The organism is Ruegeria pomeroyi DSS-3, from assembly GCF_000011965.2.
GTDB lineage: Bacteria > Pseudomonadota > Alphaproteobacteria > Rhodobacterales > Rhodobacteraceae > Ruegeria_B > Ruegeria_B pomeroyi.
In genome coordinates, this window is record NC_003911.12 from 3,024,450 (window position 1) to 3,050,263 (window position 25,814).

Here is a 25,814-nt window from a genome sequence, read left to right on the forward strand (position 1 = left end):
AGCCGCATCTTTCTTGCGGCAAGTCAGCAGCCGCCCGAGGCCCAGGACCGGACGTTGCAAAGCCGGGGTCAGATTGACGCCCCTTGGCGGCTTTGTTGCAGAGGTTTCACCAAGGCGCAGCCACCCGAGGAATGCAGGCGGTCAGAGGGCTGTCATGAGCAAACTCAAGCCCGCCCCTCCGCCGCCGGGTTATCGGCTGAAAACCAATCGGCCTACCATGTCTGAGGGAAGCTGACCGGACCTTCCGGCAGATGTGTCGCGTGAACAGATAGCCCGCGGCAAAGATCGCGCACCAGGCTTAGCGCTGCGGTCAGCTCAGTATTCGAAAACGCCGACAGAACCGCCAGCGCGTCGGCCCGGCATCCCGCGCTGATCGCGGTTTCCGCGACCCGAATATGCGACAGAACCAAAGCAGACAGCCGGTCCTCGCGACGGGCGAACGCCGCATGAACCGGGTTGAGTGTCTCCTCGCCCAGCAACTGCATCAGATACATCAACTGCTTGCTTTGCTGAAAGGCGCCGACCGAGATCTCATTGGCCTGCGGGACAACTGAAATCGTATCATGACCGCCGCTGACGGCTTTGCGGGTATCCTGAAACCGATGGGATTCTCCGCTCGTCAGATAGCGGTGCAGCCCGTATTCCGGCGGTATGCGGTCCTGCCCCAGAAAGACCGGAGAAAACGGCGCGGCAAGTGCGCCGCAGGCCGCATGCCACATCATCGCAAGGGCTGGATCGGCGGCACGCGCAAGCGGCACCACCTGTCCATATCCAGCCGTGTCGCCGGTCAACCTCTCGGTCCGCACCGCCCAGATCATATCGTCCAGTCCGATCTTTTCCGGCCGCGCGGCGCGTTTGGTCATCTCGGCTTCTATCCACCGGATACCGTCCCATCGCCCCTTGCCATCGCCATAGATCGCATTGGCATCAAACGGACCGCCATCATACCACCCGCGATCACGGGCAAAGCTGACAAAATTGGGGGACCACATGAAATCCGGATGGTCACGATCGTCGACCGGCACCTCAAGCACATAGCCGGGGCGCGAGGCGCGGATGCTGTCCGGGCCAAGCCGCTCGGCCACCCAGAGCCCCTGCCCGCCCGCGAACTGGATCATCACCCAGGCCTCGTCCTCGTCGGCAAAGAGGTGCGAGTTCCCGCCATAGGTGGCCTCGCCATATTCGGCAATCAGCGCGGCGCAGAGATCAACGGCACCACGGGCGCTTGTGGCACGTTCCAGCACCGCGCGGGCAAGGTCAGAATAGTTGAACCCGGTCTGATCCCGGGGTGTCATTTCGCGCAACTCGGCCCGCGAGGTCGACCAGACGTCGCGCACGGCAACGCCCGCCTCGTTCACACCGCCATTGGTGATCGGCGCGGGCACGCCCAGATAATAGGAATAGCTGACCCGCATGTGGCGCAGCGTATGGCGCGCCTGTGGCACAGTGATCCGCCGGCCGGGCATATCCGCCTCTGGCCCGACCCCGACCTCGATGCGCGCGCCATCGCCGTGGTCGGCAGCGGGCACAATCTCCAGCCAGTGTGACGACGGCTCGTCACCATAGCCCGCCAGCCAGGCGTGGCCGGTGCGGCTGTGGTTCTTGCCCACATAGATTGCATAGCTCATGCCGGTTCACCGACTTTCATTGTGGTGTCTCGATAGACCCGGATGCCGCGCCGCCAGGTCTCGCTGACCCTGATCGCGCCAATCGCACCGGATGTTGTCAGCGGATTATCGTCGAGTATGGCCAGTTCCGCCAGCTTTCCAACCTCCAGCGACCCGCGCTCTTTCTCGCGAAAGACCTGCCAGGCCGCGTCGATGGTATGGGCGCGCAGGGCCGACAAGGGCGACTGGCGTTGATCGGGGCCCAGCACCCGCCCGCCCTGCGTGCGGCGGGTGACTGTCGTCTCGATCAGTTCCAGCGGCCGCGTCGGCGTGACCGAGGCATCGTTGTGGATCGTGAAACGCACGCCTTCGGCCTCGGCCCATCCGGTGGGCGAGATATCCTGCGCCCGCCGGGGCCCGAGGATCTCTTCGTGATGCTGATCCCCCCAGAACCAAACATGGGCCGGGAAAAAGCTGACGCTCACGCCAAGCGCCCTGCAGCGAACGATCTGGTCTCGGCGCATCACCTGCCCATGGATGATCGTATGGCGGTGATCGTCGCGCGGGTGATCCGCCTGCGCCGCCGCAACCGCATCAAGGAACATGTCAGAGGCCGCGTCGCCGTTGCAATGACAGTGGACCTGGAACCCGAGGCGATGCAGTTTCCTGACCTCCGAGAACAGCAGATCGCGGCTCATGTAGGCCAGCCCTGTCTCCTCCGTTCCCAGATAGGGCGCGGTCAGAAAGGCCGTGCGCATCAGGAACGACCCATCGGTCAACAGCTTTCGCGGCCCCAGCGTGATCGCCCCTTCGGGCCAGTCGCGTCCGATCCCGGTTTGCGAGAATTCGGGCTCGATCTCGGCGACCGGCAGCAGGATCAGGTCGATGCCCGGATCGACTTGCACGGCAACCTTGTGGAACAGGTCAAGCAGCGGTTGGGCGGTCCAGGAGTTCTGCGCCAATGTCACGCCCTGGGCCAGGTACTCCGCCCGCGCCGCCGCAAAGCAGCACGCAAATGAGGCTTCATCCAGCAGGAAATGGGTATCGCCCATCTCGCCCATGGCCGAAAGACCCTCGATCCCGCCGGTCAACCGCCCCGAAGCGTCGCGCAGATAGCGCCCGCCCTCGGGGTCGGGGCTGTCCTGCGTTATGCCTTGGCGGGCCAGCGCCATGGAATTGGCGACCCCGCAATGTCCCGAGGAATGGATCACCCAGATCGGGTGATCGGGCGATACCGCGTCCAGCTCGTCCCGCGTCGGCATCCGCCGCTCGGCCAGTTGGCTGTCGTCCAGACCGGCACCCATGACCCACTCTCCCGGGGCGGTTTGCGCGGCCTTCGCCGCCAGCCGGGCAAACAGATCGGCCAGGCTGCGGCAGCCGGTCCGGGGCGACAGGTCGGCCCGCAGCAAGGCGACGATCGCGCTGTCGGGGAAATGCCCGTGCGGGTCGATGAAGGCCGGGATCAGCGTGCGCCCGCCCAGCTCCTGCAAGGTGGCATCCGGCAAGGCCTGCCTGACTTGCGCGAGTGTTCCGACCGCGACGATCCTGTCGCCGAAAACCCCGACCGCTTCGGGACGGGTATCGCCTGCATCCATACTCAGGATCGGACCGCCGGTGAAGATGAGGCCGCTCATGCGGGAACCGCCTTGTGATTTGTCCAAACAGCCGGGAAATGGCAGCGATGCGCGCCCGCGTCACCGACCTGCCAGTCAGGCATCTGGCTGGAACAGGAGGCCTGCGCAAAGGGGCAGCGGGTGTGAAACTCGCACCCTTTGGGGCGGCGCAGGATGCTGGGCGGCTCGCCCTGCAATTCGATCCGCATCAGCTGCGCATCGGGATCGGGCTCGGGGTTGGCGGCCAACAGGGCAAGCGTATAGGGGTGTTGCGGGGTGGCGAATACCGTGTCGGTATCCCCCTCCTCGACCAGCTTGCCCAGATACATGATGCCGACACGGTCGGTGATATGGCGCACAACATTCAGGTTGTGGGTGATGATCATGATCGCAAGACCCAGCTCGTCCTGAAGCCGGCCCAGCAGATTGAGCATCTCGCCCTGGATCGACACGTCCAGACCGGCCGTCGGCTCGTCCGCGATCAGCAGTTTCGGATCCAGCGCCAACGCCCGCGCGACGCCCACACGCCGCGCCTGCCCGCCCGAGATCTGATAGGGATAGCGCGCGGCAAACTCCGGCGGCAGGCCGACCATGGCCAGAAGCCGCCGCGCCTCGGCATCCAGATCACGATCCTTCATGCCCTGAATGCGAAAGGGTTCGGTGATCAGCGACTTGATCGACAAACGCGGCGACAGCGAGCCGATCGGATCCTGGAACATCATCACGATCTCGCGGCGCAGCTTGCGGAACTGCGCCTCGGGCAGGTCGCGCAGCTCTTGCCCGCGATAGCGGATCGACCCTGCAGAGGCATGATGCAGACCCGCCACCGCGCGCGCCAGCGTGGTCTTGCCCGAGCCGCTTTCGCCAACGATGCCATAGGTCTTGCCCTCATCGATGGTCAGGCTGACGCCCGAGACCGCATCGATGCTGCCGGCATCACGAAACAATCCGCCCCGCACACCGAAACGCACCACGACATCGTTCAGTTCCAGCAACGCGCTCATGCCCTCACCTCGGCCTTGATCAGATGACAGGCCGCCCGGTGACCGGGCGACGCAAACTGCGGTTCGGGCCGCACCGCACAGGCGGCGTGGCGCTGCGGGCACCGCGCGGCAAAGACACAGCCTCCGGGCAAGTTCACCAGATCGGGGATACTGCCCGGTATGGTCGGCAGGTTGCGGGTCTTTTCCCTGATATGGCCGGGGTCGCATTCCAGCAGGGCGCGGGTATAGGGATGGGCCGGGGTGTGGAACACATCGCGCACCGATCCGGCCTCGATCACCTCGCCCGCATACATCACGACAACCTCGTCGCACAGTTCGGCGATCACGCCCAGATGGTGCGAGATGAACAGGATCGAACAGCCGATGTCATCCTGCAATTCCCGCAGCCGCTTGATGATCTGCACCTCCAGCGTCGCGTCCAGCGCCGTTGTCGGCTCGTCCGCGATCAACAGAGATGGTTTCGCCATCAGCGCCATGGCAATGGCGATCCGCTGGCGCATGCCGCCCGAAAACTCGAACGGGTACTGGTTCAGCCGCGCCTCCGGATCGGGGATGCCCACCAGCGCCAGCATCTCGGTCGCGCGCTTGCGCTTTTCGGCTTTTGTCAGCCGGTCGCGATACTGGATGTCCATCATCTGGCGTCCGACCGTCAGCACCGGGTTGTGGGTCTGCATCGGATCCTGAAACACCATGGAAATCTCGGTGCCGCGCAGGCCGCGCATCTGCGCCGCGCTCCTGCCCAGCAGGTCCTCGCCCCTGAACATCACATCCCCGGCAGCGACCCGCGCATTGGGCGCCATCAGCCGGATGATCGCTGAAATCAGCGTGGACTTGCCGCAACCGGATTCTCCGACGATGCCGACGATCTTGCGCTCGGGCACGATCATGGACACATCGCGCAGCGCCTTCAGCTCTCCGCGCGGGGTGGCATAGCTGACCGAGAGGCCCTGAATATCGAGAACGGCCATCACTTGCCCCCCTTGCCGCGCAGTTTCGGGTCGACCACATCGCGCAGCGCTTCGCCCAGAAAGGTAAAGCCGATGGTGGTCAGGATCAGCGGAATGCCCCCCGCGATGATCAGCCAGGGCGTGTTGCGGATCAGGTTATAGCCGTCATTGAGCAGCGATCCCCAGGACGGTGTCGGCGGTTTCACCCCCATGCCGAGAAAGGACAGGCCCGCCTCAAGCCCGACCACCGTCGGGATATCCATCGCCGCCAGCACCGCCAGCGGCCCCAGCACGTTGGGCAGGATATGCACGGCCATGATCCGGGGCGTCGAGGCGCCCAGCGATTTCTCGGCGGTGATGAATTCGGCCTCTTTCAGCGACTGGGTCAGGGTGCGCACCACCCGGCCATAGGTGGGGATCGAGGTCACCATGATCACAACGATCACCGTGTTCAGGCTGGGCCCGACCAGCGCCACTACGGCCAGCGCGAACATGACGGTGGGAAACGACCGGATGGTGTCGAACAAAAGCACGATCAGGTTATCCAGCCATTTCGGCCCATAGCCAGCGATCATCCCCAGCAGCAGGCCGAAAAAGATCGCCCCGCCAATGGTCGGAAGCGCCACCTGAAGCGCCACGCGCCCACCCCAGATCACTCGGGAAAACGTGTCGCGCCCCAACTGGTCGGTACCCATCAGATGGGCGCCGCTCGGCCCCTGCAACCGGTCCGGCACGTTGAGCGCGATCGGGTCATAAGGCGCGATCCAGGGCGCGAAAAGCGCCGAGGCAAGGATCAGCACCACGATCACCAGTCCGGTCAGCCCCAGCGGGTCGCGCACAAGATGGTACAGGATTTCACCCAGTTCGGACCGGGGCTTTGGCATCGTCGTATCGGTCATGTCCCTGCCCTCATTTCCCGGCCCGGATCCGGGGATCCAGAATGGCGTTGACGATGTCGGCGAGCGTGGTCGAGGCGACAAAGATCAGGGTGGAAAACAGGACCGAGCCCATCACCACCGGGTAGTTTCGCGTGGTGATGCTGTCGATCACCAGTTTGCCCAGGCCGGGGCGCGAGAACACGATCTCGGTAAACACCGCCGCCGACAGCAGGAACCCCATGCCAACCCCGATCACCGTGACCGTGGGCAGGATGGCCAGCCGCAGCGCATAGCCGAACACGATCCGCCGCTCGGGCAGGCCAAAGGCGCGCGCGGTGCGGATATGCCCCTCGCCCATCACCTCCAGCATCGAGGCCCGCACCAGGCGTGCGATATAGCCCACCCAGCTGAGGCCGATGGCAAGGCTCGGCAGCACCAGATGGTGCAGCTGATCGCCCCAATCCCCCGCATCCCCGGCCCCGATGGCCGGGAACCATTGCAGTTTCACCGCAAAGATCAGCAGGGAATAGAGCGCCACCACGAAGGCAGGCACCGCGATCACCGAAACCGACAGGATACCGGTCAGCCGGTCACCCAGCGAATTGCGGTTCACCGCCGAATAACAGCCAAGCGCGATCCCCAGAACCGCGGACCATGTGATCGAGAACAGGATCAGTGTCAGCGTAAAGGGCACCTGGTTCAGCACGATCTCTGTCACGGGGCGGTTGGAAAACACATCCATCCCCAGGTCGCCGCGCAGCATGTTTGCAAAGAACAGCCCGATCTGCACGATCAGCGGCTTGTCCAGCCCCATCCGCGTCTCAAGCGCGGCACGCATCTCGGGCGTGGCGCGCGGCCCCAGCATGGTGGACACCGGATCGCCCGGGATCATGTGGACGATCAGGAACAGCGACGACACGGCCAGAACCGTGATCACCGCCGCCAGCCCGATCCGTTTGAAGATGAAGGACAGCATGGGGTACCCCGTCTTTCAGGGAAAAGAAGGGGGCACAGCTCTGACCTGCGCCCCCAACGGCCTTTGGGAGGATATTCAGGCCGTGCCGAAGTAGCGATAAAGCGGCAGCCCGTCGGGCCGCAGCGCCGGAGTGACACTGTCGCGATAGATCACCGGCGTCGCCTCGTGGGTCAGGAACTTGTAGGCGCCGCTTTCCTCCATCAGGTCCTGTGCCCGGGCATACATCGCCGCGCGCGCGGCCGGGTCGCCCTCGGATTGCGCCGCCAGATGCAGCTTGTCGAACTCTTCCGAGCGGAACCGCTCCCAGTTCCACACGCCCGCCTGCTCGGTGATGAACCACGAGGTCGCGTAATAAGGGTCGGGCGTCATCGAATAACGGTTCAGCACCAGTTCCAGCTCCTCGTTCGACCCCAGCTCCCAAAAGGTCGCGCCCTCGTGCAGGCGAATTTCCAGCGTGACGCCGATGGCCGCCAGATTGGCCTGGATGATCTGCGCCGCCGTCACGTTGGCCGATTTGTTCAACACGTCGATGGCCAACGAGACCCCGGCTTCGCCGGACTCGGCCATCAGCGCCTGCGCCTTTTCCAGATCCGCCGACATACCGGTCAGCGGCGCGTCGCGATGCCCCGACAGACCCGGCGCAATGATCCCGGTCGAGGGTTCCGCCGCCCCGAAATAGGCCGCCGCCATGATCGTGGGCACGTCGATCGCATGCTGGATCGCCTGCCGCAGCTTCAGATTGCCCAGCTTGGGATTATCGAGGTTCATGCCGACCCAGACATAGTAGAGCGACGGGAATTCCTCCAGCGTCGCCCCCGCGATCGGGTTCGACTTCAGCCGCTCGACACTGTCCAGGCTGACGCGGGTAAAGTCGATCTCGCCCGCCTCGAACGCGATCTCGGCGGCTTTCTCATCGTCGATGTGATAGATCTGGATCTCGTCAAACGCGGCCGCCTCCCCCTTCCAGTCGGGGTTGCGGCGCAGGGTGGTTTTCTGCTTCGGCTCCCAGCCCGCATGCAGATAGGGGCCCGAGGTCGCCACCGGCTGGGTGTCGATCTTGCCGCCGACGCTGTCAAACGCGGCCTTGGACACGATATTGCCCGCGATGTAAGGCAGCGTGATCGACCACAGCGGCTGGAACGCGTTCTTCAACACGATGGTGCCGGTCCGCTCGCCCGTCACCTCCACATGATCCAACGGCCCCCAATCGGGCTTGTTGGTCGATTCCAGCGTATCGTCGATGATCCGCTCGAACGAGAACTTGACGTCCTCGGCGGTCATCGCACCGAACCCGCCGGTGAACCCGATGTTGTCCTTCAGCGCAAAGTTGATGTGGGTGTCGTCCACCTGCTCGATCATCGCGGCCGCGTCCAGCTGCCAGCCCCATTCGCGGCCCGGCTTGTACTGGATCAGCTTGTTATAGATCGCGGCGTGGATTTCCTCGTCCACCACCCCCTGGCTGAACGCCGGGTCCATCGAGCGGATATCGGCATAGGTACGCGTTTTCAGCGTGCCGCCCGCGGCATGGGCCATGCGCGGCATCATCATGCCGGTGGCGGCCAATCCGCCAAGCGCGGTCGCGCCCTTCAGGAAGGACCTGCGCGGCAGGCCGACCTTGGTCCAGGATATATTGGGTTTGTTCATTGAGTGTCTCCCTGACTGAATGAGCGCCTTTGGGACGCCTTTGTTGGATGGGAGTTCACCTCAGTCGAACAGCCTCAGCAATTTAGCAAGCATGAGTGTCTTTTAGCGATTTTAAGCTTTCTTGGCGTCAATTCGCAAACTATGTTGGCATCAAACCTCTCAGTTGGTTGGCCAATGCAAATCGATGACTTCGCGAGCAACCTGCGGCTTCTGTGTTCTACCGAATCTTCGGTCTCGGCGGTCTGTCGCCAAATCGGTGTTAACCGGCAGCAGTTCAGCAAGTACCTGAGCGGCGCAGCCCGGCCTTCGCCCTCCAACATGCGCAAGATCGCGGTTCATTTCGGCGTGCGCCCGGCAGAATTCATGCTGCCTGCTGACGAGTTCGAAAGTCACCCCTCGGTGGCAGGCAAGCTGGTCGGCCCGAGCGTTACCCATTCGGACCGCGACGGGTTCGAGTCCGCGTTTCGCGGTCAGACCATCCCGCTGCGCCGCTATCTGGGCTACTATCTCAGCTATTTCCTGACCCAGAGCTGGGAAAACTCGATCATCTGCGCAATTGTCCGTCTGGATGAAGTGAACGGCCTGATCCGCTGCCGGTCACTGGAACGGTCCATCGATCCCGACGATGGCAGTCTCTACCTGTCGAAATACGACGGTCGCGTCGCAATGCTGGGCAACCGCATCTTTGTGATGGAATACCAGACGCTGGCCCGGGACGCGCTGGTCGAAACGGTGCTTTACCCCGTCGGGCGGGGGCAGTTGCAATATCTGCGCGGAACGACATTCGGCATCACCAGCCGCCAGCGCACCCCCTTCACCTCGCCGGTTGTGTGGCGCTATCTGGACGATTTTCCCACCCTTCGCGATGTCATGCGCAAGGTGGGACGCTACGACATCAACTCGGCAAAGCTGGACCCGACGGCTCGCTCCATCCTCTTGGGCGGGCACAACAAGGGCACAGACTAGGTCGTGGTAGAGACGCCGGACAACCGGGTAATGATGTCCCAGCGCGAGGTCTATCGCGGGCCATCCTTCCTTCGAAGTCGTGCTCTGCTTTTGCGCCGCCGCCGCGATATGGTAGGGGTTTGCATTGAAATGGGCCGAGAGGACAGTTCTGGATGAGCAAACCGGGCCGGGCAGCCGTCATCTGACGCTCCGGTTTCGTGGAGGCGGAACTGCTGCCTGACGGCGGCTCTACAGCTCAGGGGACGATGGGCGAAGAACTAGCCCGTTTTCTGTAAAACAGGCCCGGTTCCGCGTGCCGCCCAGTCGCGCACCGCGTCGCCAAAGGCGGCGAACAGCGGCCGCGAGACCGGATCGCTCGCCGCGTCCCATTCGGGATGCCATTGCACCGACAGGGTAAAGCCCGGCGCGTCGCGCACATAGATCGCCTCGGGGGTGCCGTCCGGGGCAAGGCCGTCAATCTCGATCCGGGCGCCGGCGGTCTTGATCCCCTGCCCGTGCAGCGTGTTGGTCATCACCTCGCGGGCACCGAAGACGCGGTGGAACACGCCGCCTTCGGTCACGCTGACGATATGGCGCAGGGCGAATTTCTCTTCCAGCGTGCCGTCGGGCGGCATCCGGTGGTTCATCCGCCCCGGCAGATCGCGGATCTCGGGGTAGAGCGTACCGCCCATCGCCACGTTCACCTCCTGAAAGCCGCGGCAGATGCCCAGGAACGGCTGGCCCCGCTCGACGCAGGCCCTGACAAGCGGCAGGGTGATCGCGTCGCGGGCACGGTCGAAATCGCCGTGCGCAGCGGTCTCGCATTCGCCATATTCCTCGGGATGGACGTTGGGCCGCCCGCCGGTCAGCAGAAACCCGTCGCAGACCTCAAGCAGTTCGGCCACCGACACATAGCGCGGATCGGCCGGGATCAGCAGCGGCAGACAGCCCGAGACATTGGCCACCGCGTCCGAATTCATCGTTCCGCCCGCATGGGTCGGATACTGATCGTTCAGCAGATACGAGTTGCCGATGATCCCTACAACGGGCCGCGCCATGTTTTCCCTCTTGTCACATGTCTGAAACAGAGGTTATCCCGCAGCCCCGCGCCCCGCAACAGCAACGGCGAACCCATTGGGGCGCAAGCCCCTGTTCAAATGCGCACAATTGCCGCGCCGCCTCAGATTTCACCGGCAAGCCCGGCGGCGTCGATCCCGGACATTGCCGCAATCGCATCGTTGTCCGAGGTGTCGCCCGTCACGCCCACCGCCCCGATCACCGCGCCCTTCTTGTCCCGCACCAGCACGCCGCCCGGCACCGGGATCACCTTGCCGCCATAGACACCGTTGACCGCCGCCATGAAATAGGCCTGCGCCTCGGCCCGCGCCATTTGCGCGGTCCCCGCCATGCCCAGCATGACCGATCCATAAGCCTTGCCCTGCGCGATACCGAAGCGACCCGGCGCCGCCCCATCCTCGCGCTCGAACGCGATTACATGCCCCCCCGCATCCAGCACCACCACCGACAGCGGCTTGAGCTGCATCTCGCGCCCCTTCTCCAGAGCCTTGCGGATGATCATCCGCGCACGCCGCAAACTGATTGCCATCTTTCCGCTCCCTGTTTCTTTCTGGTCGAAAATACTCTCGGGGGAGCGCGAGGGGGCAGACGGCCCCCTCGCTCCGCCCTCTCAATCACGCACCAAGGCTGGCTTTCAGCTCCAGCCGGCGGGCATGCAGCACCGGCTCAGTATAGCCCGAAGGCTGCACCCGCCCCTTGAACACCAGATCGCAGGCCGCCTGAAAGGCAATCCCGTCAAACCCGGGCGCCATCGGATGATAGGCCGGATCGCCCGCGTTCTGCTCATCGACCACCGCCGCCATCTTGCGCATCGCGGCCATCACCTCCTGGGCATCCACCACATCGTGATGTAGCCAGTTGGCGATATGCTGGGCCGAGATCCGGCAGGTGGCGCGGTCTTCCATCAGGCCCACATCGTTGATATCGGGCACTTTCGAGCAGCCCACCCCCTGATCGACCCAGCGCACCACATAGCCCAGGATGCCCTGCGCGTTGTTTTCCACCTCACGCCGGATCTGCTCGGATGACCATTTGCGGAAGCTGGCCAGCGGAATCTCCAGAATCCCGTCCACATGCGCCCGCCGCCCGCCGGACTTGAGCGCCCCTTGCACCGCAAAGACATCGACCTTGTGATAATGCAGCGCATGCAGGGTGGCCGCCGTCGGGCTGGGCACCCAGGCGCAATTGGCGCCCGCCTTGGGATGTTCGATCTTGGTCTCGATCATCGCGGCCATCCGGTCGGGCATCGCCCACATGCCCTTGCCGATCTGGGCCTTGCCCGACAGCCCGCAGTCCAGGCCGATATCGACATTCAGGTTCTCATAAGCGGTGATCCAGGATTTGCGTTTGATGAAATCCTTGCGGCTGAACGGCCCCGCCTCCATCGAGGTATGGATCTCGTCGCCGGTCCGGTCGAGGAACCCGGTGTTGATGAAACAGACCCGCGATTTCGCGGCGCGGATACATTCCTTGAGATTGACGCTGGTGCGCCGCTCCTCGTCCATGATGCCGATCTTGACCGTATTGCGCGGCAGGCCGAGGATATCCTCGACCATGTCAAAGGTCTCGACGGCAAAGGCGACCTCTTCGGGGCCGTGCATCTTGGGCTTGACCACATAGACCGAACCGGTGAGCGAATTGCCGCCCGCGCGTTTCAGGTCATGCATCGCGATGGCAACGGTGACCAGCGCGTCCATCAGCCCCTCGTAGATCTCGGCCCCATCAGCATCCAGCACCGCCGGGTTGGTCATCAGGTGGCCGACATTGCGCACCAGCATCAGCGCCCGGCCCTTGACGCTCATCGCGCTGCCGTCGGGAGCCAGATAATCCAGATCGCCGGCCAGCGCGCGGGTAAAGGTGGCACCGCCCTTGGTCACCTCCTCGCTCAGATCGCCGCGCATCAGGCCCAACCAGTTGGAATAGGCCTGCACCTTGTCCTCGGCATCGACACAGGCGACCGAATCCTCGCAATCCATGATCGCCGATATCGCGCTTTCCAGCCTCACGTCGGCCAGCCCGGCCTGATCGTGGCAGCCCACCGGATGGGTGCGGTCGAACACCAGCTCCACATGCAACCCGTTGTTGCGCAGCAGCACCGCGTCGGGGGCCTTGGGATGGCCGCGATAGCCCGCGAATTTCGACGGGTCGATCAGCGGCTGACCATCGACCAGCAGCGCGCCGTCGCGGATGTGATAGCGGCGGGCATCGGCATGGCTGACGCCCTGCACCGGGAACGCCTCGTCCAGGAACACCCGGGCCCGCGCCACCACCCGGGCGCCCCGGCCCCGGTCATATCCGCCCGCTGGCACCGGCCCCGCCATGGCATCGGTGCCATAGAGCGCGTCATACAGGCTGCCCCAGCGGGCATTGGCGGCGTTCAGCGCATAACGGGCATTGGTGATCGGCACCACCAGCTGCGGCCCCGGCACCGAGGCGATTTCGGGGTCGGTATTTGCCGTTTCGATCTCGAAGGCCGCACCTTCGGGCAGCAGATAGCCGATCTCGGCCAGGAAGGTCTTGTAGGCCTCGTGATCATGCGGCTTGTCGCGATGGGCGACATGCCAGGCGTCGATCTGCGCCTGAAGCGCCGCGCGCCGATCCAGCAGCGCGCGGTTCTTCGGCCCCAGTTCGGCCACCATCCGCGCCATCCCGGCCCAGAACGCGTCCGGTTCTACCCCGGTGCCGGGCAAAGCACGCGTTTCCACAAACGCCGCCAGTTCCCCAGCGATTTCCAGCCCGTTCCGTTCCACTCTGCCGCTCATGATCGCGTCTCCACCTTATCGCCTGTGTACAATTGCATACCCCGGTTATCGCGAATGCGCGCGCACAGGGCAACACGGCCCGGTCCGGCGATCCCGCTCTGTCAGAAGAAAGTTCTTCCCACATTTCAAGAAAATCACATCGAGGGCGCCGCGACTGAAACCGGAATTGAGTAAATTTGCAGGAAACCGGAACGCCACAGTTAAGAGCCTGGCAAGCAAGCCGTGCAGAATGGTCATGAAATCGATCGCAGGGCTGCATTGACGTGAGAATCAACACCCGCCGCAAGAAATGGGCCGCAGTGGCCGTTGTCACCCTGGTTTCGGTGATCGCATCGGTGATCGTCACAGTGATCGTGGTCGGTACACTCGATCCCCAGTCGCTGCGCCCCGCGATCATCGTGCCTTTGCTGGTGGCGCCGCTGGCCACGCATTGGGGCGCCGAAAGATTGCTCGAGATCGACAAGCTCAACCAGCAGCTGGCCCACCTCAACCGCATCGACCAGATGACCCAACTCTACAACCGCGCCTGTCTGCTCGAGAAACTGGAACAGGAGCCGGAAGAAGCCGGCATGATCCTGATCGCCGATATCGACCACTTCAAGCAGATCAACGATACCTACGGTCACGACGTCGGCGATCTCGTCATCATCGAGGTCGCCCGTGTCCTGCAAAGGTCCAGCTTGCCCGAAGGTATCGCCGCCCGCTTTGGCGGCGAGGAATTCGTGATCTACGTGCCCCGCCTCGACCTCGAAGCGGCCGAATTCCGGGCCGAGGCGATTCGCCAGGCGGTCGAAGCACAGTCCGTGATGATCGACGGGCGCAAGCTGTCCTGCACGATTTCGATCGGTATCGAAATACGGCAGATGCAAGAGAACGTGGGCGATGTTCTGAAACGGGCCGATGAGGCGCTCTATCGCGCCAAGGCCCAAGGCCGCAATCAGGTGGTCGCCGCCAGACGGCTTGCACGTGCGGGAAAGTCCCGGGAAACGGCCCAGGCGCGGCGCGCGCCCTGACGCCCCCCGGGCGCGCGAGGACGCCCGCAGGGCGGAGGAGCGCCGCTTGCGCCCCCGGCGCGTTCTACCTAACGTCTCGCCAAAGCGACAGCAGCCGAGGTTCCCATGCGCGACGCCGCCCCCACCACCATCCACCTCAAGGATTACACCCCGTTCGGATATCTGGTGGACGAGGTGCACCTGACCTTTGACCTGGCGCCCGATGCCACGCGCGTCACCTCGCGCATCGCCTTTCGCCCCAATCCCGAAGCCCCGGGTCACCGCTTCTTTCTGCATGGCGAAGAGCTGCGCCTGATCCGCGCCGCCATCGACGGCGCCGAGGTCACGCCCGAGATCACCGATGCCGGCCTGACCTGCGCCGCGCCCGATACCCCCTTTGTCTGGGAGGCCGAGGTCGAGATCGCGCCAGCCGCCAATACCGCGCTCGAAGGGCTCTATCTCTCCAACGGCATGTATTGCACCCAATGCGAGGCCGAAGGGTTCCGCAAGATCACCTATTACCCCGACCGCCCCGATGTGATGAGCACCTTCACCGTGCGCATCAACGGCACGCATCCGGTGCTCCTGTCCAATGGCAACCCGGTCGACAGCGGCGAGGGCTTTGCAGAATGGCACGACCCTTGGCCCAAACCGGCCTATCTCTTTGCGCTGGTGGCCGGAGATCTGGTGGCCCATTCCGACAGGTTCACCACCGTCTCGGGCCGCGAAGTCGATCTGAACCTCTGGGTCCGCCCCGGCGACGAGGACAAATGCGCCTTCGGCATGGAGGCGCTGAAAAAGTCGATGCGCTGGGATGAAGAGGTCTATGGCCGCGAATACGATCTGGACGTGTTCAACATCGTCGCGGTCGACGATTTCAACATGGGGGCGATGGAGAACAAGGGGCTTAACATCTTCAACTCGGCCGCCGTGCTGGCCAGCCCAGAAACCTCGACCGACGACAATTTCGAACGGATCGAGGCGATCATCGCGCATGAGTATTTCCACAACTGGACCGGCAACCGCATCACCTGCCGCGACTGGTTCCAGCTCTGCCTCAAGGAAGGGCTGACCGTGTTCCGCGACGCGCAGTTCACCTCGGACCTGCGCAGCGCGCCCGTCAAACGCATCCGCGACGTGATCGACCTGCGCGGGCGCCAGTTCCCCGAGGATCAGGGCCCGCTCAGCCATCCGGTGCGGCCCGAGAGCTTTCAGGAGATCAACAACTTCTACACCGCCACCGTCTATGAAAAGGGCGCCGAGGTGATCGGCATGCTCAAACGGCTGGTGGGCGATGCCGCCTATGCCGAGGCGCTGGACCTCTATTTCGCGCGCCATGACGGGCAGGCCTGCACGATCGAGGACTGGCTCAAGGTGTTCGAGGATGTTACCGGGCGCGACCTGGCGCAGTTCAAGCACTGGTACAGCCAGGCCGGCACCCCGCGCCTGACGGTCGAGGAGGCCTGGCAGGACGGCACCTTTACCCTGACCCTGTCGCAGGACACGCCCGCCACCCCCGGCCAGCCCGACAAGCTGCCTCAGGTGATCCCGGTTGCCGTGGGCCTGCTGAACCCCAATGGCGACGAGGTGCATGCAACCGAGGTGCTGGAGCTGACGCAGGCGCGGCAGAGCTTCTCCTTCGAGGGGCTGGCGGCGCGGCCCGTTGCCTCGGTGCTGCGCGATTTCTCGGCGCCGGTGGTGCTGGACCATGACCTCTCGCCCGAGCAGCGCGCCTTTCTGCTGGCCCATGACACCGATCCCTTCAACCGGTGGGAGGCTGGCCGGTCGCTGGCCGGGCAATGCCTGCTCGACATGATCATCGAGGGCACCGCCCCAGATACCGCCTATCTGGACGGGTTGGTGGCGGTGTTGCGCGACGATGGGCTGGACCCGGCCTATCGCGCGCTGATGCTGGGCCTGCCCAGCCAGTCGGAACTGGCCGCCAGCCTGCAGCAGCGCGGCCTGACCCCCGATCCGCAGGCGATCTGGGATGCAACCGAGACCCTGCGCCAGGCCACCGCCCAGCATATGCAGGATCTGCTGCCCCGGCTCAGGGCCGAGGCCCAGGTCGACGCGCCCTTCCGCCCCGATGCGGACCAGGCGGGCAGGCGCGCGCTGGGCAGCGCGACGCTGGCACTGCTGTCGCGGCTCGATGGCGGCGCGCAGGCGGCGGCGGATTTTACCCGCGCCGACAATATGTCGCTGCAACTCTCGTCGCTGTCCTGCCTGCTCAAGGCCGGCAAGGGCGAGGTCGAACTGGCGGCCTTCTACGATCAATGGCGCGGCGACCGGCTGGTGATCGACAAATGGTTCGGCCTTCAGGTGGCGATGGCCGCGCCCGGGCAGACGGCCGAGACCGCCCGACGTCTCAGCGCGCATGCCGAGTTCAACTGGCGCAATCCGAACCGCTTCCGCGCTGTGTTCGGCGCGCTGGCCATGCATCACGCGGGGTTCCACCATGCCTCGGGCGCGGCTTATCAGCTGCTGGCCGACTGGCTGATCCGCCTTGATCCCGTCAATCCGCAGACCACGGCACGCATGTGCGCGGCCTTCCAGACATGGCGGCGCTATGACGAGGGGCGGCAGGCGTTGATCGGCGCCCAGCTGGACCGCATTCTGGCGCAACCAAACCTCAGCCGCGACACCACCGAGATGCTGACCCGCATCCGGGGCAGCTGAGCGATGCGCCCGACCCTCCTCATCACCGGGGCCAGCGCCGGGATCGGCGCCGCAACCGCCCGCCTTGCCGCGACGCGCGGCTATGACCTCGCGCTCAACTACCGGCAGGACCGGGCCGGGGCCGAGGCGGTGGCCGAGGCCGCCCGCGACGCGGGCGCCCAGGTGATCCTGTGTCCCGGCGACGTGGCCGATCCCGAAGACATCCGGCGCATTTATGCCCGGGTGGATGAGGGCTTTGGCCGGCTCGACGGGCTGGTCAACAATGCCGGCATCGTCGATCACGCCGCCCGGGTCACCGATCTGACCCATGCGCGGCTGAGACGCATGTTCGATGTCAACGTGATCGGCGCCATTCTGGTCGCCAAAGAGGCGGTGCTGCGGATGCAGGCCCATGGCCAGGGCGGCGCCATCGTCAATCTCTCTTCCGCCGCCGCCCGGCTGGGCTCGGCCAATCAATATGTCGACTATGCCGCCAGCAAGGCCGCCATCGACATCTTTACCAAGGGCCTCGCCGACGAGGTCGCCGCAGAGGGTATTCGCGTGAACGCCCTGCGCCCCGGCCTGATCGAGACCGCCATCCACGCCAAGGGCGGCGAGCCGGACCGGGCACAACGACTGGCTCCGGGCGTGCCGATGCGGCGCACCGGCACCGCGACCGAGGCGGCCGAGGCGGTGCTTTTCCTGCTGTCGGATGCGGCGTCTTATGTCACTGGCACCACGCTGGATGTCAGCGGCGGAAGGTGACCCAGCGATGACCGAACCGCTCCGTTATGTCCGCCACGCCCGCAGCCCGCGCAATCTGGCCCTGCTGGCGGCGATCTGGGCGGGGCTGGTTGCGGCGGTGGTGCTGTTTGATGCCGCCTGGTGGCTGATCGCGCTTTTCGCCCTGCCGACACTGCCGCTCCTGTTCGAGATCCTGAGCGACCGCCGCGCGGGGCTCGATCTGGACGCCACCCGGCTCAGCTGGTTTTCCGGCCGGCTCGACGGCGCCGTCGCGCTGGACGAGATCGCCCAGGTCCGGCTCGACACCCGCTGGGATTTCACCGTCCGCGCCACATTGTACCTGCATTCGGGCAAACAGGTGCGCCTGCCCCAGGAATGCCTGCCGCCGCATCGCCGGTTCGAGGAAATCCTGACCGCGCGCGGACTGGTCGTTGTTCGGCATCATTTCGCCGGTCGTTAGCGGATTGATGCCGGTGCAGGCCCAATCGCCCAGGCTTGCCGCAAAACCTGTCCCGAAACACCCTGCCGCGGCCTTCTTTGTGCCGCAAATCAGCGTCAGCTTGAGACCAATTCGACACCAAACAGGCCAAGCGTTAACCAGTATGCTGAAACACTCCCGCACCTTGCTGAGTTCCTTGCCTGACCTGACCGCGCGGCTTTTCGGTCGCGCGGTCGATTTGTCAGCACAGAAACAGCCGCGCAGCCCCGTCCGGCTTGAAGATTTCCTCTCCATTCCGGTGGCCGAACATGGCCGCGACGAAGCCGATTGCGCCCGGCTGCGGGCACATGGCCAGTTTCTGGCCCGCCAGGAACGCTGGCAGGATCTCTCGGATGCGATCCGGGCCGCCGATGCCACCCGCGAGACCACCGAGGGCGGCACGCCGGTCGCCGATCTGCTGGCCTTTGGCGCGCGCTCGGATGTGGTGCTGGCGGTAGAGGAGGCCCTGCAAGACAGCCACCGCACCGACCAGGCGCCGCTGATCGACGGCATCCGGGCGCTGGAGTTCGTGCGTCAGGACCATCCCGACGACCCCTATATCGCACTGATCGTCGCGCTGACCCATATCGACCTGGCCTGGGCCTGGCGCGGCACCGGCTGGGATACCATCGTGCCCCGGCTGAACCGCGAGAAATGCGCCGCCCATTTCGACCGTGCCATCGAGATCCTGTCGCCCTGGTGCGGCGTCAAGATGGACAGCCCGATACTGCAGGCGGCCTGTTGCGCGCTGCTCGCCGGGCGCCGGACGTCGCAGCGCAGGGTCGCCGATTGTTACGAGGCGCTGATCGACCTCGATCGGCATAACTCCCGCCACATGCGCGCGCTGGGCAACCACCTGCTGCCGCGCTGGTTCGGTTCCTACGCGGAACTGGAGCTGGAGGCCCGCCGCACCGCCGCGCGAACGCAGGATATCTGGGGGGCCGGAGGCTATACCTGGGTCTACCTGGACGCCATCGCCCAGGACGAAGAGGCCTGTGCCCGTGTCGATGTCGACTTCTTCATCGACGGGCTGCGCGACATCGCCCGCGCCCGCCCCGAACAGGAAACGATCAACCTGCTGGCGGCCTATTGCACGGTGACGCTGCGCGGCAATATCGGCCTGCATGAAGAGGCCGACCTGAACCGCATGCAGATCTGCGATGCCGCCGACTGGCTGATCCGCGACCATCTGACCGAAGTGCATCCGATGATCTGGGCGCATGCCTCGGAAGGGTTCGACAACAATATGCGCGTCAGCTCTCCCAGCCGCTTTGCCGCGCGCGGGCGGGCGGATGCCTTGCAGATCATCGCCAGCCTGTTTCGCGACGAGATCCGCAACGGCAACCGGGTCGTGTTCACCCCCGAGGGCCCGCAACTGCACGGCGCCTGACCTCACAGGCTGTGGGTGACATCGTCAAAGCGCGGGCACCAGCCCAGCGCGCGCAGCCGGGGCGCGGCCAGCCTTTGATCCAGCATTGGCCCAACCGCGCTATCACCGTAGCGCGCCAAGGCCTCGGCCCGGTCGAGCACCCGGATCGGCACGTCCGGGCCCGCCACGGAGCGTGCGATCTCGCCCACCGGGCGGCCCGGTTCGGCGGTGGCCAGGAAATGGCCGCCCTGCCCCTGCATCCCCGCCAGCAGCAGATAGGCCTGTGCCAGATCATCGGCATGCACCAGCGGCCAGCGGATCGCCGGGTCTCCCAGGATCTCGACCTCGGGCACACGGAACCGTTCCAGCATGCCACCCCCGTCGCTGTCATAGACCGCGCCGGGGTGCAGCACCGCCAGATCGGTGGCATCGCTGGCCTCTAGCATCGCAACGGTGCCGAGCATCCAAGCCCAGGGGGTGGCGGGATCAAAGGGCGCGCTCTCATCCCTGATCTGCCCGCAAGTATCGCCGTAAAGCCATATGCCGCCAGTATAAATCAGACGTGGACGGCGCCCGGCCCGGCGCGCTGCCCTCACCAATGCCTCCATCGCGGCGCGATCGACGTCGCCCATATCCGGGCCGAACGTGGCCGCGGCATGGATCACCGCATCCGCCGCAACCGCCTCTGCCACCCAACCCCCGGGCAACCGCAGGTCGCCGCGACAGACCTGCCCGCCGTCGCCGCTGACCTGCTCCGCCGCACGGTCGGACCGGGCCAGTCCCGCGACCTGATGCCCCGCCGCCACGCCAGCGCGCAGCACCGCGCCCCCGACCAGCCCGCTGGCCCCTGTTACAAACAGCTTCATTCTCATGCCTCCTATCCGGATTCGGTCCAACCTGCCGCCTCAACCATGATTGAGATCAAGCCCCTTTCCCCTTGCCCCCTTGCCCAACGCCGCGCGCGGGCCTAGAAGGCGGTTTGAACCAAGCGGACAAGAGGCACACCCATGCTGGACCTGACCTTCGAGACCCCCAAACCCAAGACCATCGCCGGTGCCAAGCACGACTGGGAACTGGTGATCGGCATGGAGGTGCACGCTCAGGTCGCGTCACAGGCGAAACTGTTCTCGGGCGCCTCGACCGCCTTTGGCGCCGAGCCCAATTCCAACGTCTCTTTTGTGGATGCGGCGATGCCGGGCATGCTGCCTGTCATCAACGAGTTCTGCGTCGAACAGGCGGTGCGCACCGGGCTGGGGCTGAAGGCCGAGATCAACCTGAAATCGGCCTTTGACCGCAAGAACTATTTCTATCCCGACCTGCCGCAGGGATACCAGATTTCCCAGCTTTATCATCCCATTGTCGGCGAAGGCGAAGTGCTGGTCGAAATGGGTGACGGCACCGCGCGCCGGGTCCGGATCGAACGGATCCACATGGAGCAGGACGCGGGCAAGTCGATCCATGACATGGATCCGAACATGTCCTTTGTCGACCTCAACCGCACCGGCGTCTGCCTGATGGAGATCGTCAGCCGCCCCGATATCCGCGGCCCCGAAGAGGCCGCCGCCTATATCGCCAAGCTGCGCCAGATCCTGCGCTATCTGGGCACCTGTGACGGCAACATGCAGAACGGCAACCTGCGGGCCGATGTGAACGTGTCGATCTGCCGTCCGGGCGCCTATGAGAAGTATCAGGAAACACAGGACTTTTCGCATCTGGGCACGCGCTGCGAGATCAAGAACATGAACTCGATGCGGTTCATCCAGGCGGCCATCGAATACGAGGCGCGCCGCCAGATCGCCATTGTCGAAGCGGGCGGCGAGGTGGATCAGGAAACCCGGCTGTACGACCCGGACAAGAACGAGACCCGCTCGATGCGGTCCAAGGAAGAGGCGCATGATTACCGCTACTTCCCCGACCCCGACCTGCTGCCGCTCGAGATCGAGCAGGCCTGGGTCGATGACATTGCGGCCAGCCTGCCGGAACTGCCGGACGACAAGAAAGCGCGCTTTATCAAAGAGTTCGGCCTGACAGACTATGACGCTTCGGTACTGACCGCCGAGGTGGAATCGGCGCGTTACTTCGAAGAGGTGGCACAGGGGCGCAACGGCAAGCTGGCGGCCAACTGGGTCATCAACGAGCTGTTCGGACGGCTGAAGAAGGAAGACCACGACATCACCGACAGCCCGGTCAGCCCAAGCCAGCTGGGCGGCATCATCGACCTGATCGCGTCGGATGCAATCTCGGGCAAGATCGCCAAGGACCTGTTCGAGATCGTCTATACCGAAGGCGGCGATCCTGCTGAAATCGTCGAGGCGCGCGGCATGAAGCAGGTGACCGACACGGGCGCCATCGAGGCCGCACTGGACGAAATCATCGCCGCCAACCCGGCGCAGGTGGAAAAGGCCAAGGTGAACCCGAAACTGGCAGGCTGGTTCGTGGGTCAGGTGATGAAGGCCACCGGCGGCAAGGCCAATCCGGGCGTCGTCAACCAGATGGTTTCAAAGAAACTGAATGGCTGACACACCCCGCGCGGTAGCATGATCCAGAGGATCGTGCGAGAGCGCGCCAAGGCGGTCAACGATCTGGTCAGCAGGAAACTGTCTGACTGTATCATCAGACCGTCGAAGCGCACGAGGCGCGGAGCGAACCGCGTTCCGGCACCAATTGCAATGGAACGCGAACACTCGGAAACACGGGCCAGAGCGCGTTGAACGCCGCCTTTGAGCCGTCTCGGGTAGGGGCCGGCGAGACATCGCTCTGCCCGTCCGCCGCCTCTGGCCTTTTTGCATCCGCCTGGAGTAGTCTGCGCCCGATCCAAAGAGGCTCTGAGCATGATCCGCTACGAATACAAGGTTGTCCCCGCCCCCGAAAAGGGCATCAAGGCCAAGGGCGTCAAGACCGCGCCGGCGCGGTTCGCGCTGTCGGTGGAGCAGGCGCTGAACCAGCTGGCCGCCGAGGGCTGGGAATATCAGCGGGCCGAACTGCTGCCCAGCGAGGAACGCTCGGGCCTGACCGGGTCGACCACCAACTGGCGCAACCTGCTGGTGTTCCGCCGTCCGCTGCCCGCCGGCCCCGAAGTGCTGCCCGAAACAGAGGCAAAGGCAGAGGTGGAGGCGCCGGCCCCCGCGAGTGACAGCGCCGATACCCCGCCGCTGGCCCGCCCGGTCCCCGGCCCGGCCGAGGCCGATCGCCGCGCCCCAGCACCCATCGCGGCCCCGGTCAACGACCCGCCGATGCATGGCGCCAAACCCGCAGACACGCCCAGCGCCGAGCCTGAACCCGATCGTGAGGCCAAACTCGACAGGGACTAGGTGCCGATATCGAGCGCCAGCGCATGGATGCGCGGCACGATATCGCCCAGCGCCGCATGTACCGCGCGGTGCCGCGCCACCCGGCTTTGCCCGGCAAAGGCGGCGGCGCGGATGCGGATGTTGAAATGGCTCTGCCCGCCCTCGCGAAACCCGGCATGGCCGCGGTGGCTTTCGCTGTCGTCGACCACCTCCAATTCGGTCGGCGCAAATGCCGCCTGCAACCTTGCGCGCATTTCCTCTGCGATCGTCATGCCTGTCTGCCCTCTCGTTGCCGCGCAATCTGCGCTCTTTTCCGCGCGGAGGCGATTTTCTTGCCGCCGCCCTCTTCTATCTGGCGTGACTTAGACTAAACTCCTGCCTCCGAGTCGAGAAGCCGCAACCGAAAGGGCCCGTCATGAGCAAATCAGATCCGTTCGGATTCGATATGTCCGTCTCTTCCGCCAAGAAGAAGAACCCGCGCGGGCGCCGGGGCATGTCGGGCGCCTCTGAAACATCGGTCCGGGTCTGCGAACACGAGGGCTGCACCGAGGCGGGCAAGTTCCGCGCGCCCAAGGCGCCCGATGTGCTGGACGACTATTTCTGGTTCTGCCAGCAGCATGTGCGCGAATATAACCAGAAATGGAACTTCTTCGACGGCACCACCGAGGCCGAGATGAACGCCCAGATGTCCAAGGACAAGGTGTGGGAGCGCAAGACACGTCCCATGACCGACCCCGAGGCACGCGCATGGGCACGGCTGGGCATCGAGGATCCGCATCAGGTGCTTGGCGCCAACGCCACCCAGAATCCGGGCCGCGCCAATACCGGCCGCCGCCTGCCGCCCACCGAGCGCCGCGCCATCGAGATTCTCGAGGCAAAGGACAGCTGGACCAAGGCCGAGGTGCGCGCCGCTTACAAGAAACTGATCAAGGTGCTGCATCCCGACATGAATGGCGGCGACCGCAGCCAGGAAGAACAGCTGCAAGAGGTGGTCTGGGCCTGGGACCAGATCAAGGACAGCCGCAACTTCAAGTAATCGCAGATTGCGGCGCGCGGGGCTGGCCCCGCCGCCCAGGCCCCGAGCGCGCACCTGCAAGGCGCGCTTCGCTGCCCGTCAGGCAGCGCAGGCGGGTTCGCGAGGCATCCCGTCCGGTTCTGCTGCGCAATTCGGGGAACAGCACCAGCAATTCCTCGACATCGCTGCGCCGCAACGCAAGGAAGGCAATGTCACCGAGAAAAATGCTCTCGGACAGCAGCCCATGGGCGCGCAGCAGCAAATGGCGCTCGAAGGCCAGATGATAATAGGTCACCGCCCGGTTGGGACGGCATTGGCGAATGGTGTCGTCATTGGTCAGGTGGATGGCGGCGGCAAAGACCTGCGCCTCGCCGAAAAACAGCTCGGCCCGCCAACCCTGCAAGACGATCCGGTGTTGCGGCGACACCCAGAGAGTCCGGTGTGGACAGCTCGGCCCCAGCGCGTCGCGCCGGATGCGGACGGGCCTCAGATGGGGATTGGCCCCAAGGTCCGCGATGCTCAGGGTACGTTTCCCGATCCAGAGGATCGGCTGCGGTGGTCCATCCTCGACCGGCACCAGATCACCCACCGCCAGCGTCTCGACCGGGCGTGGCCCCTCTACCGTATCGATCAGACTGCCCGCGACGAAACAGGGCACCACGCCCGCAGGAAGGTTGACGGTGACGTTGAGCGACCCGTTGTTGCCGGCGCCCGGGCCACTGCTGGCCGAGATGGTCAGCGACAGCGCGGTGCCCGGCGGCACGATCACACCCGGCATCAGGGTGACGGTCAGCAGGCCGCTGCCCGAGATCGTCACCGAATAGTCCGCCGGTGTCAGCGCCCCATCCCCGGTCACCACAACCGACCAGGCCGCCGGTTTCGACGCCGTATACAACTGGGTGATGGTCTCGGTCGCGGGCGGGACGTTGATTACCGGCGGGCCGAAAATGTTCAGCGCCATCTGGCCTTCCTCGCGGGGCACGAAAGTTACCCATACCTTAACGCCAATCCGCGTCAGACAGAAACTTATAATGAACAGGCACCGCCCTGCCATCCGATTGCGGCGGAAAACCGCTGTGCCGGGCCGCTCTGGCGCGCCAGACAAACTGTTACAATCGCGCGATATTCTTGCCGAGATGATACGCGGGCGCCCCGCCCGCAGACAAACAACAGCCAAGACCGCCTTTCAATGGATATTCTGCCTCTCCTCGCCCCGTTTGCCCTGGCCCTTTCCCTGTTCTCGGCGCTTCTGCTGGGCGGATACCTGGCCCTCAATCTCTGGCGTCCTGCGCTCGCTCTCTGGCCCAGCGCCAGCGGCTGGCGGCACCATCTGGCCTTTGGCCTGTTCCGGCTGTTCTGCGGCGCCACCATCGTGTTTGCCCTGAGCGAGGCGGCCGTCAACGGCTGGGGCCACTGGCTGCGCTTTGCCCTCGGAGTGCCGGTGATGCTGGCCGCCTTCGCCATCACGCTGTGGGGATACCGGTTTCTTGGTCTCGACAACACCTATTGCAACAGCGGCGGGCTGGTCACCGGCGGCATCTATGCCTGGTCGCGCAACCCGCAATACGTGACCTCGGTCATGGCCACGCTGGGCCTGGCGATCGCGGCGGGCTCGGTTCTGACCGCTCTGTTGGCGGGCTTGCTCTTCCTGCTCTATTTCCTGTTCATCCTGAACGAGGAACGCTGGCTGCTCGCCGGTTACGGCGCCGCCTTTCGCGACTATATGCGCGCGACACCCCGTTTCGTCGACACCCGCAGCCTGATGCGGATGCGCGCGGCGCTGCTCGGCTGACGGACCCCCCGCTTTCGTGACGG

23 protein-coding genes and 1 pseudogene are annotated in these 25,814 nt (G+C 64.9%); 11 read left to right on the plus strand and 13 right to left on the minus strand.

Features of this window, described 5'->3' with window-relative positions; all coding sequences use genetic code 11:
- Nucleotides 1–212 precede the first annotated feature (212 nt).
- The 7 genes from SPO_RS14370 to SPO_RS14400 all read right to left on the minus strand — a co-directional run bounded on the left by SPO_RS14370 (nucleotide 213) and on the right by SPO_RS14400 (nucleotide 8,669).
- On the minus strand, nucleotides 213–1,628 hold the full coding sequence (locus SPO_RS14370; RefSeq protein WP_011048529.1) for a C69 family dipeptidase: 1,416 nt from the start codon (nucleotides 1,626–1,628) through the stop codon (nucleotides 213–215).
- Nucleotides 1,625–3,241, minus strand: a complete 1,617-nt coding sequence (locus tag SPO_RS14375; protein ID WP_011048530.1) for an amidohydrolase — start codon at nucleotides 3,239–3,241, stop codon at nucleotides 1,625–1,627. Before SPO_RS14375 ends, SPO_RS14370 begins: the two co-directional genes overlap by 4 nt.
- Nucleotides 3,238–4,224: an ABC transporter ATP-binding protein gene (locus SPO_RS14380; RefSeq protein ID WP_011048531.1), complete on the minus strand. Its 987-nt coding sequence runs from the start codon at nucleotides 4,222–4,224 to the stop codon at nucleotides 3,238–3,240. The genes SPO_RS14375 and SPO_RS14380 overlap by 4 nt, the downstream gene beginning before the upstream one ends.
- Nucleotides 4,221–5,192: an ABC transporter ATP-binding protein gene (locus SPO_RS14385; RefSeq protein ID WP_044028569.1), complete on the minus strand. Its 972-nt coding sequence runs from the start codon at nucleotides 5,190–5,192 to the stop codon at nucleotides 4,221–4,223. The genes SPO_RS14380 and SPO_RS14385 overlap by 4 nt, the downstream gene beginning before the upstream one ends.
- Entirely contained in the window at nucleotides 5,192–6,070 is an 879-nt protein-coding gene (locus SPO_RS14390) for an ABC transporter permease (protein ID WP_011048533.1), read from the minus strand. The genes SPO_RS14385 and SPO_RS14390 overlap by 1 nt, the downstream gene beginning before the upstream one ends.
- A 10-nt stretch (nucleotides 6,071–6,080) precedes the next feature.
- Nucleotides 6,081–7,025: an ABC transporter permease gene (locus SPO_RS14395; RefSeq protein ID WP_011048534.1), complete on the minus strand. Its 945-nt coding sequence runs from the start codon at nucleotides 7,023–7,025 to the stop codon at nucleotides 6,081–6,083.
- A gap of 75 nt (nucleotides 7,026–7,100) precedes the next feature.
- Nucleotides 7,101–8,669: an ABC transporter substrate-binding protein gene (locus SPO_RS14400; protein ID WP_011048535.1), complete on the minus strand. Its 1,569-nt coding sequence runs from the start codon at nucleotides 8,667–8,669 to the stop codon at nucleotides 7,101–7,103.
- Nucleotides 8,670–8,843: 174 nt separating this feature from the next.
- Between SPO_RS14400 and SPO_RS23515 the strand changes: the two are divergent.
- Both SPO_RS23515 and SPO_RS14405 read left to right on the plus strand, forming a co-directional pair.
- Nucleotides 8,844–8,975, plus strand: a pseudogene (locus tag SPO_RS23515) (XRE family transcriptional regulator); the annotation flags it as partial.
- A 12-nt stretch (nucleotides 8,976–8,987) separates the two neighbouring features.
- Nucleotides 8,988–9,635: a hypothetical protein gene (locus tag SPO_RS14405; protein WP_230981743.1), complete on the plus strand. Its 648-nt coding sequence runs from the start codon at nucleotides 8,988–8,990 to the stop codon at nucleotides 9,633–9,635.
- Nucleotides 9,636–9,892: 257 nt separating this feature from the next.
- Here SPO_RS14405 and SPO_RS14410 read toward each other — a convergent pair whose 3' ends face one another.
- From SPO_RS14410 to SPO_RS14420, 3 genes are all read right to left on the minus strand, one after another.
- Nucleotides 9,893–10,672 (minus strand): gamma-glutamyl-gamma-aminobutyrate hydrolase family protein, encoded by a 780-nt coding sequence (locus tag SPO_RS14410; protein WP_011048537.1) that lies wholly within the window; start codon nucleotides 10,670–10,672, stop codon nucleotides 9,893–9,895.
- Nucleotides 10,673–10,794: 122 nt separating this feature from the next.
- Entirely contained in the window at nucleotides 10,795–11,220 is a 426-nt protein-coding gene (locus tag SPO_RS14415) for a GlcG/HbpS family heme-binding protein (protein ID WP_011048538.1), read from the minus strand.
- A gap of 85 nt (nucleotides 11,221–11,305) precedes the next feature.
- Complete coding sequence (locus SPO_RS14420; RefSeq protein WP_011048539.1) at nucleotides 11,306–13,453, minus strand: malate synthase G; 2,148 nt, start codon at nucleotides 13,451–13,453, stop codon at nucleotides 11,306–11,308.
- Nucleotides 13,454–13,716: 263 nt separating this feature from the next.
- Here SPO_RS14420 and SPO_RS14425 point away from each other — a divergent pair, with 263 nt between their 5' ends.
- From SPO_RS14425 to SPO_RS14445, 5 genes are all read left to right on the plus strand, one after another.
- The gene (locus SPO_RS14425) at nucleotides 13,717–14,466 is read left to right on the plus strand and encodes a GGDEF domain-containing protein (RefSeq protein WP_011048540.1); all 750 of its coding nucleotides are present in this window, start codon (nucleotides 13,717–13,719) and stop codon (nucleotides 14,464–14,466) included.
- A gap of 105 nt (nucleotides 14,467–14,571) precedes the next feature.
- Nucleotides 14,572–17,124, plus strand: a complete 2,553-nt coding sequence (gene pepN / locus SPO_RS14430; protein WP_011048541.1) for an aminopeptidase N — start codon at nucleotides 14,572–14,574, stop codon at nucleotides 17,122–17,124.
- Between the two features lie 3 nt (nucleotides 17,125–17,127).
- Nucleotides 17,128–17,868 carry an SDR family oxidoreductase gene (locus tag SPO_RS14435; RefSeq protein WP_011048542.1) on the plus strand — a complete coding sequence of 247 codons (741 nt, stop codon included), beginning with the start codon at nucleotides 17,128–17,130 and terminating at the stop codon, nucleotides 17,866–17,868.
- A gap of 7 nt (nucleotides 17,869–17,875) precedes the next feature.
- Nucleotides 17,876–18,307, plus strand: coding sequence for a hypothetical protein (locus SPO_RS14440; RefSeq protein WP_051420386.1), 432 nt, complete (start codon nucleotides 17,876–17,878; stop codon nucleotides 18,305–18,307).
- 142 nt (nucleotides 18,308–18,449) lie between these two features.
- On the plus strand, nucleotides 18,450–19,715 hold the full coding sequence (locus SPO_RS14445) for a hypothetical protein (RefSeq protein WP_230981744.1): 1,266 nt from the start codon (nucleotides 18,450–18,452) through the stop codon (nucleotides 19,713–19,715).
- Nucleotides 19,716–19,717: 2 nt separating this feature from the next.
- Here the strand turns inward: SPO_RS14445 and SPO_RS14450 are convergent, their stop codons facing one another.
- Nucleotides 19,718–20,560, minus strand: coding sequence for an SDR family oxidoreductase (locus SPO_RS14450; protein WP_011048546.1), 843 nt, complete (start codon nucleotides 20,558–20,560; stop codon nucleotides 19,718–19,720).
- 141 nt (nucleotides 20,561–20,701) lie between these two features.
- On the opposite strand from SPO_RS14450, the gene gatB reads away from it, so the two are divergent.
- Complete coding sequence (gene gatB, locus SPO_RS14455; RefSeq protein ID WP_011048547.1) at nucleotides 20,702–22,213, plus strand: Asp-tRNA(Asn)/Glu-tRNA(Gln) amidotransferase subunit GatB; 1,512 nt, start codon at nucleotides 20,702–20,704, stop codon at nucleotides 22,211–22,213.
- A gap of 312 nt (nucleotides 22,214–22,525) precedes the next feature.
- A complete protein-coding gene (locus SPO_RS14460; protein ID WP_044028574.1) occupies nucleotides 22,526–23,005 on the plus strand; it encodes a DUF4177 domain-containing protein in 480 nt (159 codons plus the stop codon).
- Here SPO_RS14460 and SPO_RS14465 read toward each other — a convergent pair.
- Nucleotides 23,002–23,256, minus strand: coding sequence for a BolA family protein (locus SPO_RS14465; protein WP_011048549.1), 255 nt, complete (start codon nucleotides 23,254–23,256; stop codon nucleotides 23,002–23,004). The two genes, SPO_RS14460 and SPO_RS14465, sit on opposite strands and share 4 nt — an antisense overlap.
- A 143-nt stretch (nucleotides 23,257–23,399) precedes the next feature.
- Here SPO_RS14465 and SPO_RS14470 point away from each other — a divergent pair, with 143 nt between their 5' ends.
- Complete coding sequence (locus SPO_RS14470) at nucleotides 23,400–24,020, plus strand: J domain-containing protein (RefSeq protein ID WP_011048550.1); 621 nt, start codon at nucleotides 23,400–23,402, stop codon at nucleotides 24,018–24,020.
- Here the strand turns inward: SPO_RS14470 and SPO_RS22275 are convergent.
- On the minus strand, nucleotides 24,013–24,960 hold the full coding sequence (locus SPO_RS22275) for a Hint domain-containing protein (RefSeq protein WP_051420387.1): 948 nt from the start codon (nucleotides 24,958–24,960) through the stop codon (nucleotides 24,013–24,015). The two genes, SPO_RS14470 and SPO_RS22275, sit on opposite strands and share 8 nt — an antisense overlap.
- A 228-nt stretch (nucleotides 24,961–25,188) precedes the next feature.
- On the opposite strand from SPO_RS22275, the gene SPO_RS14480 reads away from it, so the two are divergent.
- The gene (locus tag SPO_RS14480; protein WP_011048552.1) at nucleotides 25,189–25,791 is read left to right on the plus strand and encodes a methyltransferase family protein; all 603 of its coding nucleotides are present in this window, start codon (nucleotides 25,189–25,191) and stop codon (nucleotides 25,789–25,791) included.
- The last annotated feature ends 23 nt before the right edge of the window (nucleotides 25,792–25,814 follow it).

Excerpts from the sequence above, each read along its gene's own strand:
- SPO_RS14370 (WP_011048529.1), bottom strand. The coding sequence starts at position 1,628 with ATGAGCTATGCAATCTATGTGGGCAAGAACCACAGCCGCACCGGCCAC.
- SPO_RS14375 (WP_011048530.1), bottom strand. The coding sequence starts at position 3,241 with ATGAGCGGCCTCATCTTCACCGGCGGTCCGATCCTGAGTATGGATGCA.
- SPO_RS14380 (WP_011048531.1), bottom strand. The coding sequence starts at position 4,224 with ATGAGCGCGTTGCTGGAACTGAACGATGTCGTGGTGCGTTTCGGTGTG.
- SPO_RS14385 (WP_044028569.1), bottom strand. The coding sequence starts at position 5,192 with ATGGCCGTTCTCGATATTCAGGGCCTCTCGGTCAGCTATGCCACCCCG.
- SPO_RS14390 (WP_011048533.1), bottom strand. The coding sequence starts at position 6,070 with ATGACCGATACGACGATGCCAAAGCCCCGGTCCGAACTGGGTGAAATC.
- SPO_RS14395 (WP_011048534.1), bottom strand. The coding sequence starts at position 7,025 with ATGCTGTCCTTCATCTTCAAACGGATCGGGCTGGCGGCGGTGATCACG.
- SPO_RS14400 (WP_011048535.1), bottom strand. The coding sequence starts at position 8,669 with ATGAACAAACCCAATATATCCTGGACCAAGGTCGGCCTGCCGCGCAGG.
- SPO_RS14405 (WP_230981743.1), top strand. The coding sequence starts at position 8,988 with ATGCGCAAGATCGCGGTTCATTTCGGCGTGCGCCCGGCAGAATTCATG.
- SPO_RS14410 (WP_011048537.1), bottom strand. The coding sequence starts at position 10,672 with ATGGCGCGGCCCGTTGTAGGGATCATCGGCAACTCGTATCTGCTGAAC.
- SPO_RS14415 (WP_011048538.1), bottom strand. The coding sequence starts at position 11,220 with ATGGCAATCAGTTTGCGGCGTGCGCGGATGATCATCCGCAAGGCTCTG.
- SPO_RS14420 (WP_011048539.1), bottom strand. The coding sequence starts at position 13,453 with ATGAGCGGCAGAGTGGAACGGAACGGGCTGGAAATCGCTGGGGAACTG.
- pepN (WP_011048541.1), top strand. The coding sequence starts at position 14,572 with ATGCGCGACGCCGCCCCCACCACCATCCACCTCAAGGATTACACCCCG.
- SPO_RS14435 (WP_011048542.1), top strand. The coding sequence starts at position 17,128 with ATGCGCCCGACCCTCCTCATCACCGGGGCCAGCGCCGGGATCGGCGCC.
- SPO_RS14440 (WP_051420386.1), top strand. The coding sequence starts at position 17,876 with ATGACCGAACCGCTCCGTTATGTCCGCCACGCCCGCAGCCCGCGCAAT.
- SPO_RS14445 (WP_230981744.1), top strand. The coding sequence starts at position 18,450 with ATGCTGAAACACTCCCGCACCTTGCTGAGTTCCTTGCCTGACCTGACC.
- SPO_RS14450 (WP_011048546.1), bottom strand. The coding sequence starts at position 20,560 with ATGAAGCTGTTTGTAACAGGGGCCAGCGGGCTGGTCGGGGGCGCGGTG.
- gatB (WP_011048547.1), top strand. The coding sequence starts at position 20,702 with ATGCTGGACCTGACCTTCGAGACCCCCAAACCCAAGACCATCGCCGGT.
- SPO_RS14460 (WP_044028574.1), top strand. The coding sequence starts at position 22,526 with ATGATCCGCTACGAATACAAGGTTGTCCCCGCCCCCGAAAAGGGCATC.
- SPO_RS14465 (WP_011048549.1), bottom strand. The coding sequence starts at position 23,256 with ATGACGATCGCAGAGGAAATGCGCGCAAGGTTGCAGGCGGCATTTGCG.
- SPO_RS14470 (WP_011048550.1), top strand. The coding sequence starts at position 23,400 with ATGAGCAAATCAGATCCGTTCGGATTCGATATGTCCGTCTCTTCCGCC.
- SPO_RS22275 (WP_051420387.1), bottom strand. The coding sequence starts at position 24,960 with ATGGCGCTGAACATTTTCGGCCCGCCGGTAATCAACGTCCCGCCCGCG.
- SPO_RS14480 (WP_011048552.1), top strand. The coding sequence starts at position 25,189 with ATGGATATTCTGCCTCTCCTCGCCCCGTTTGCCCTGGCCCTTTCCCTG.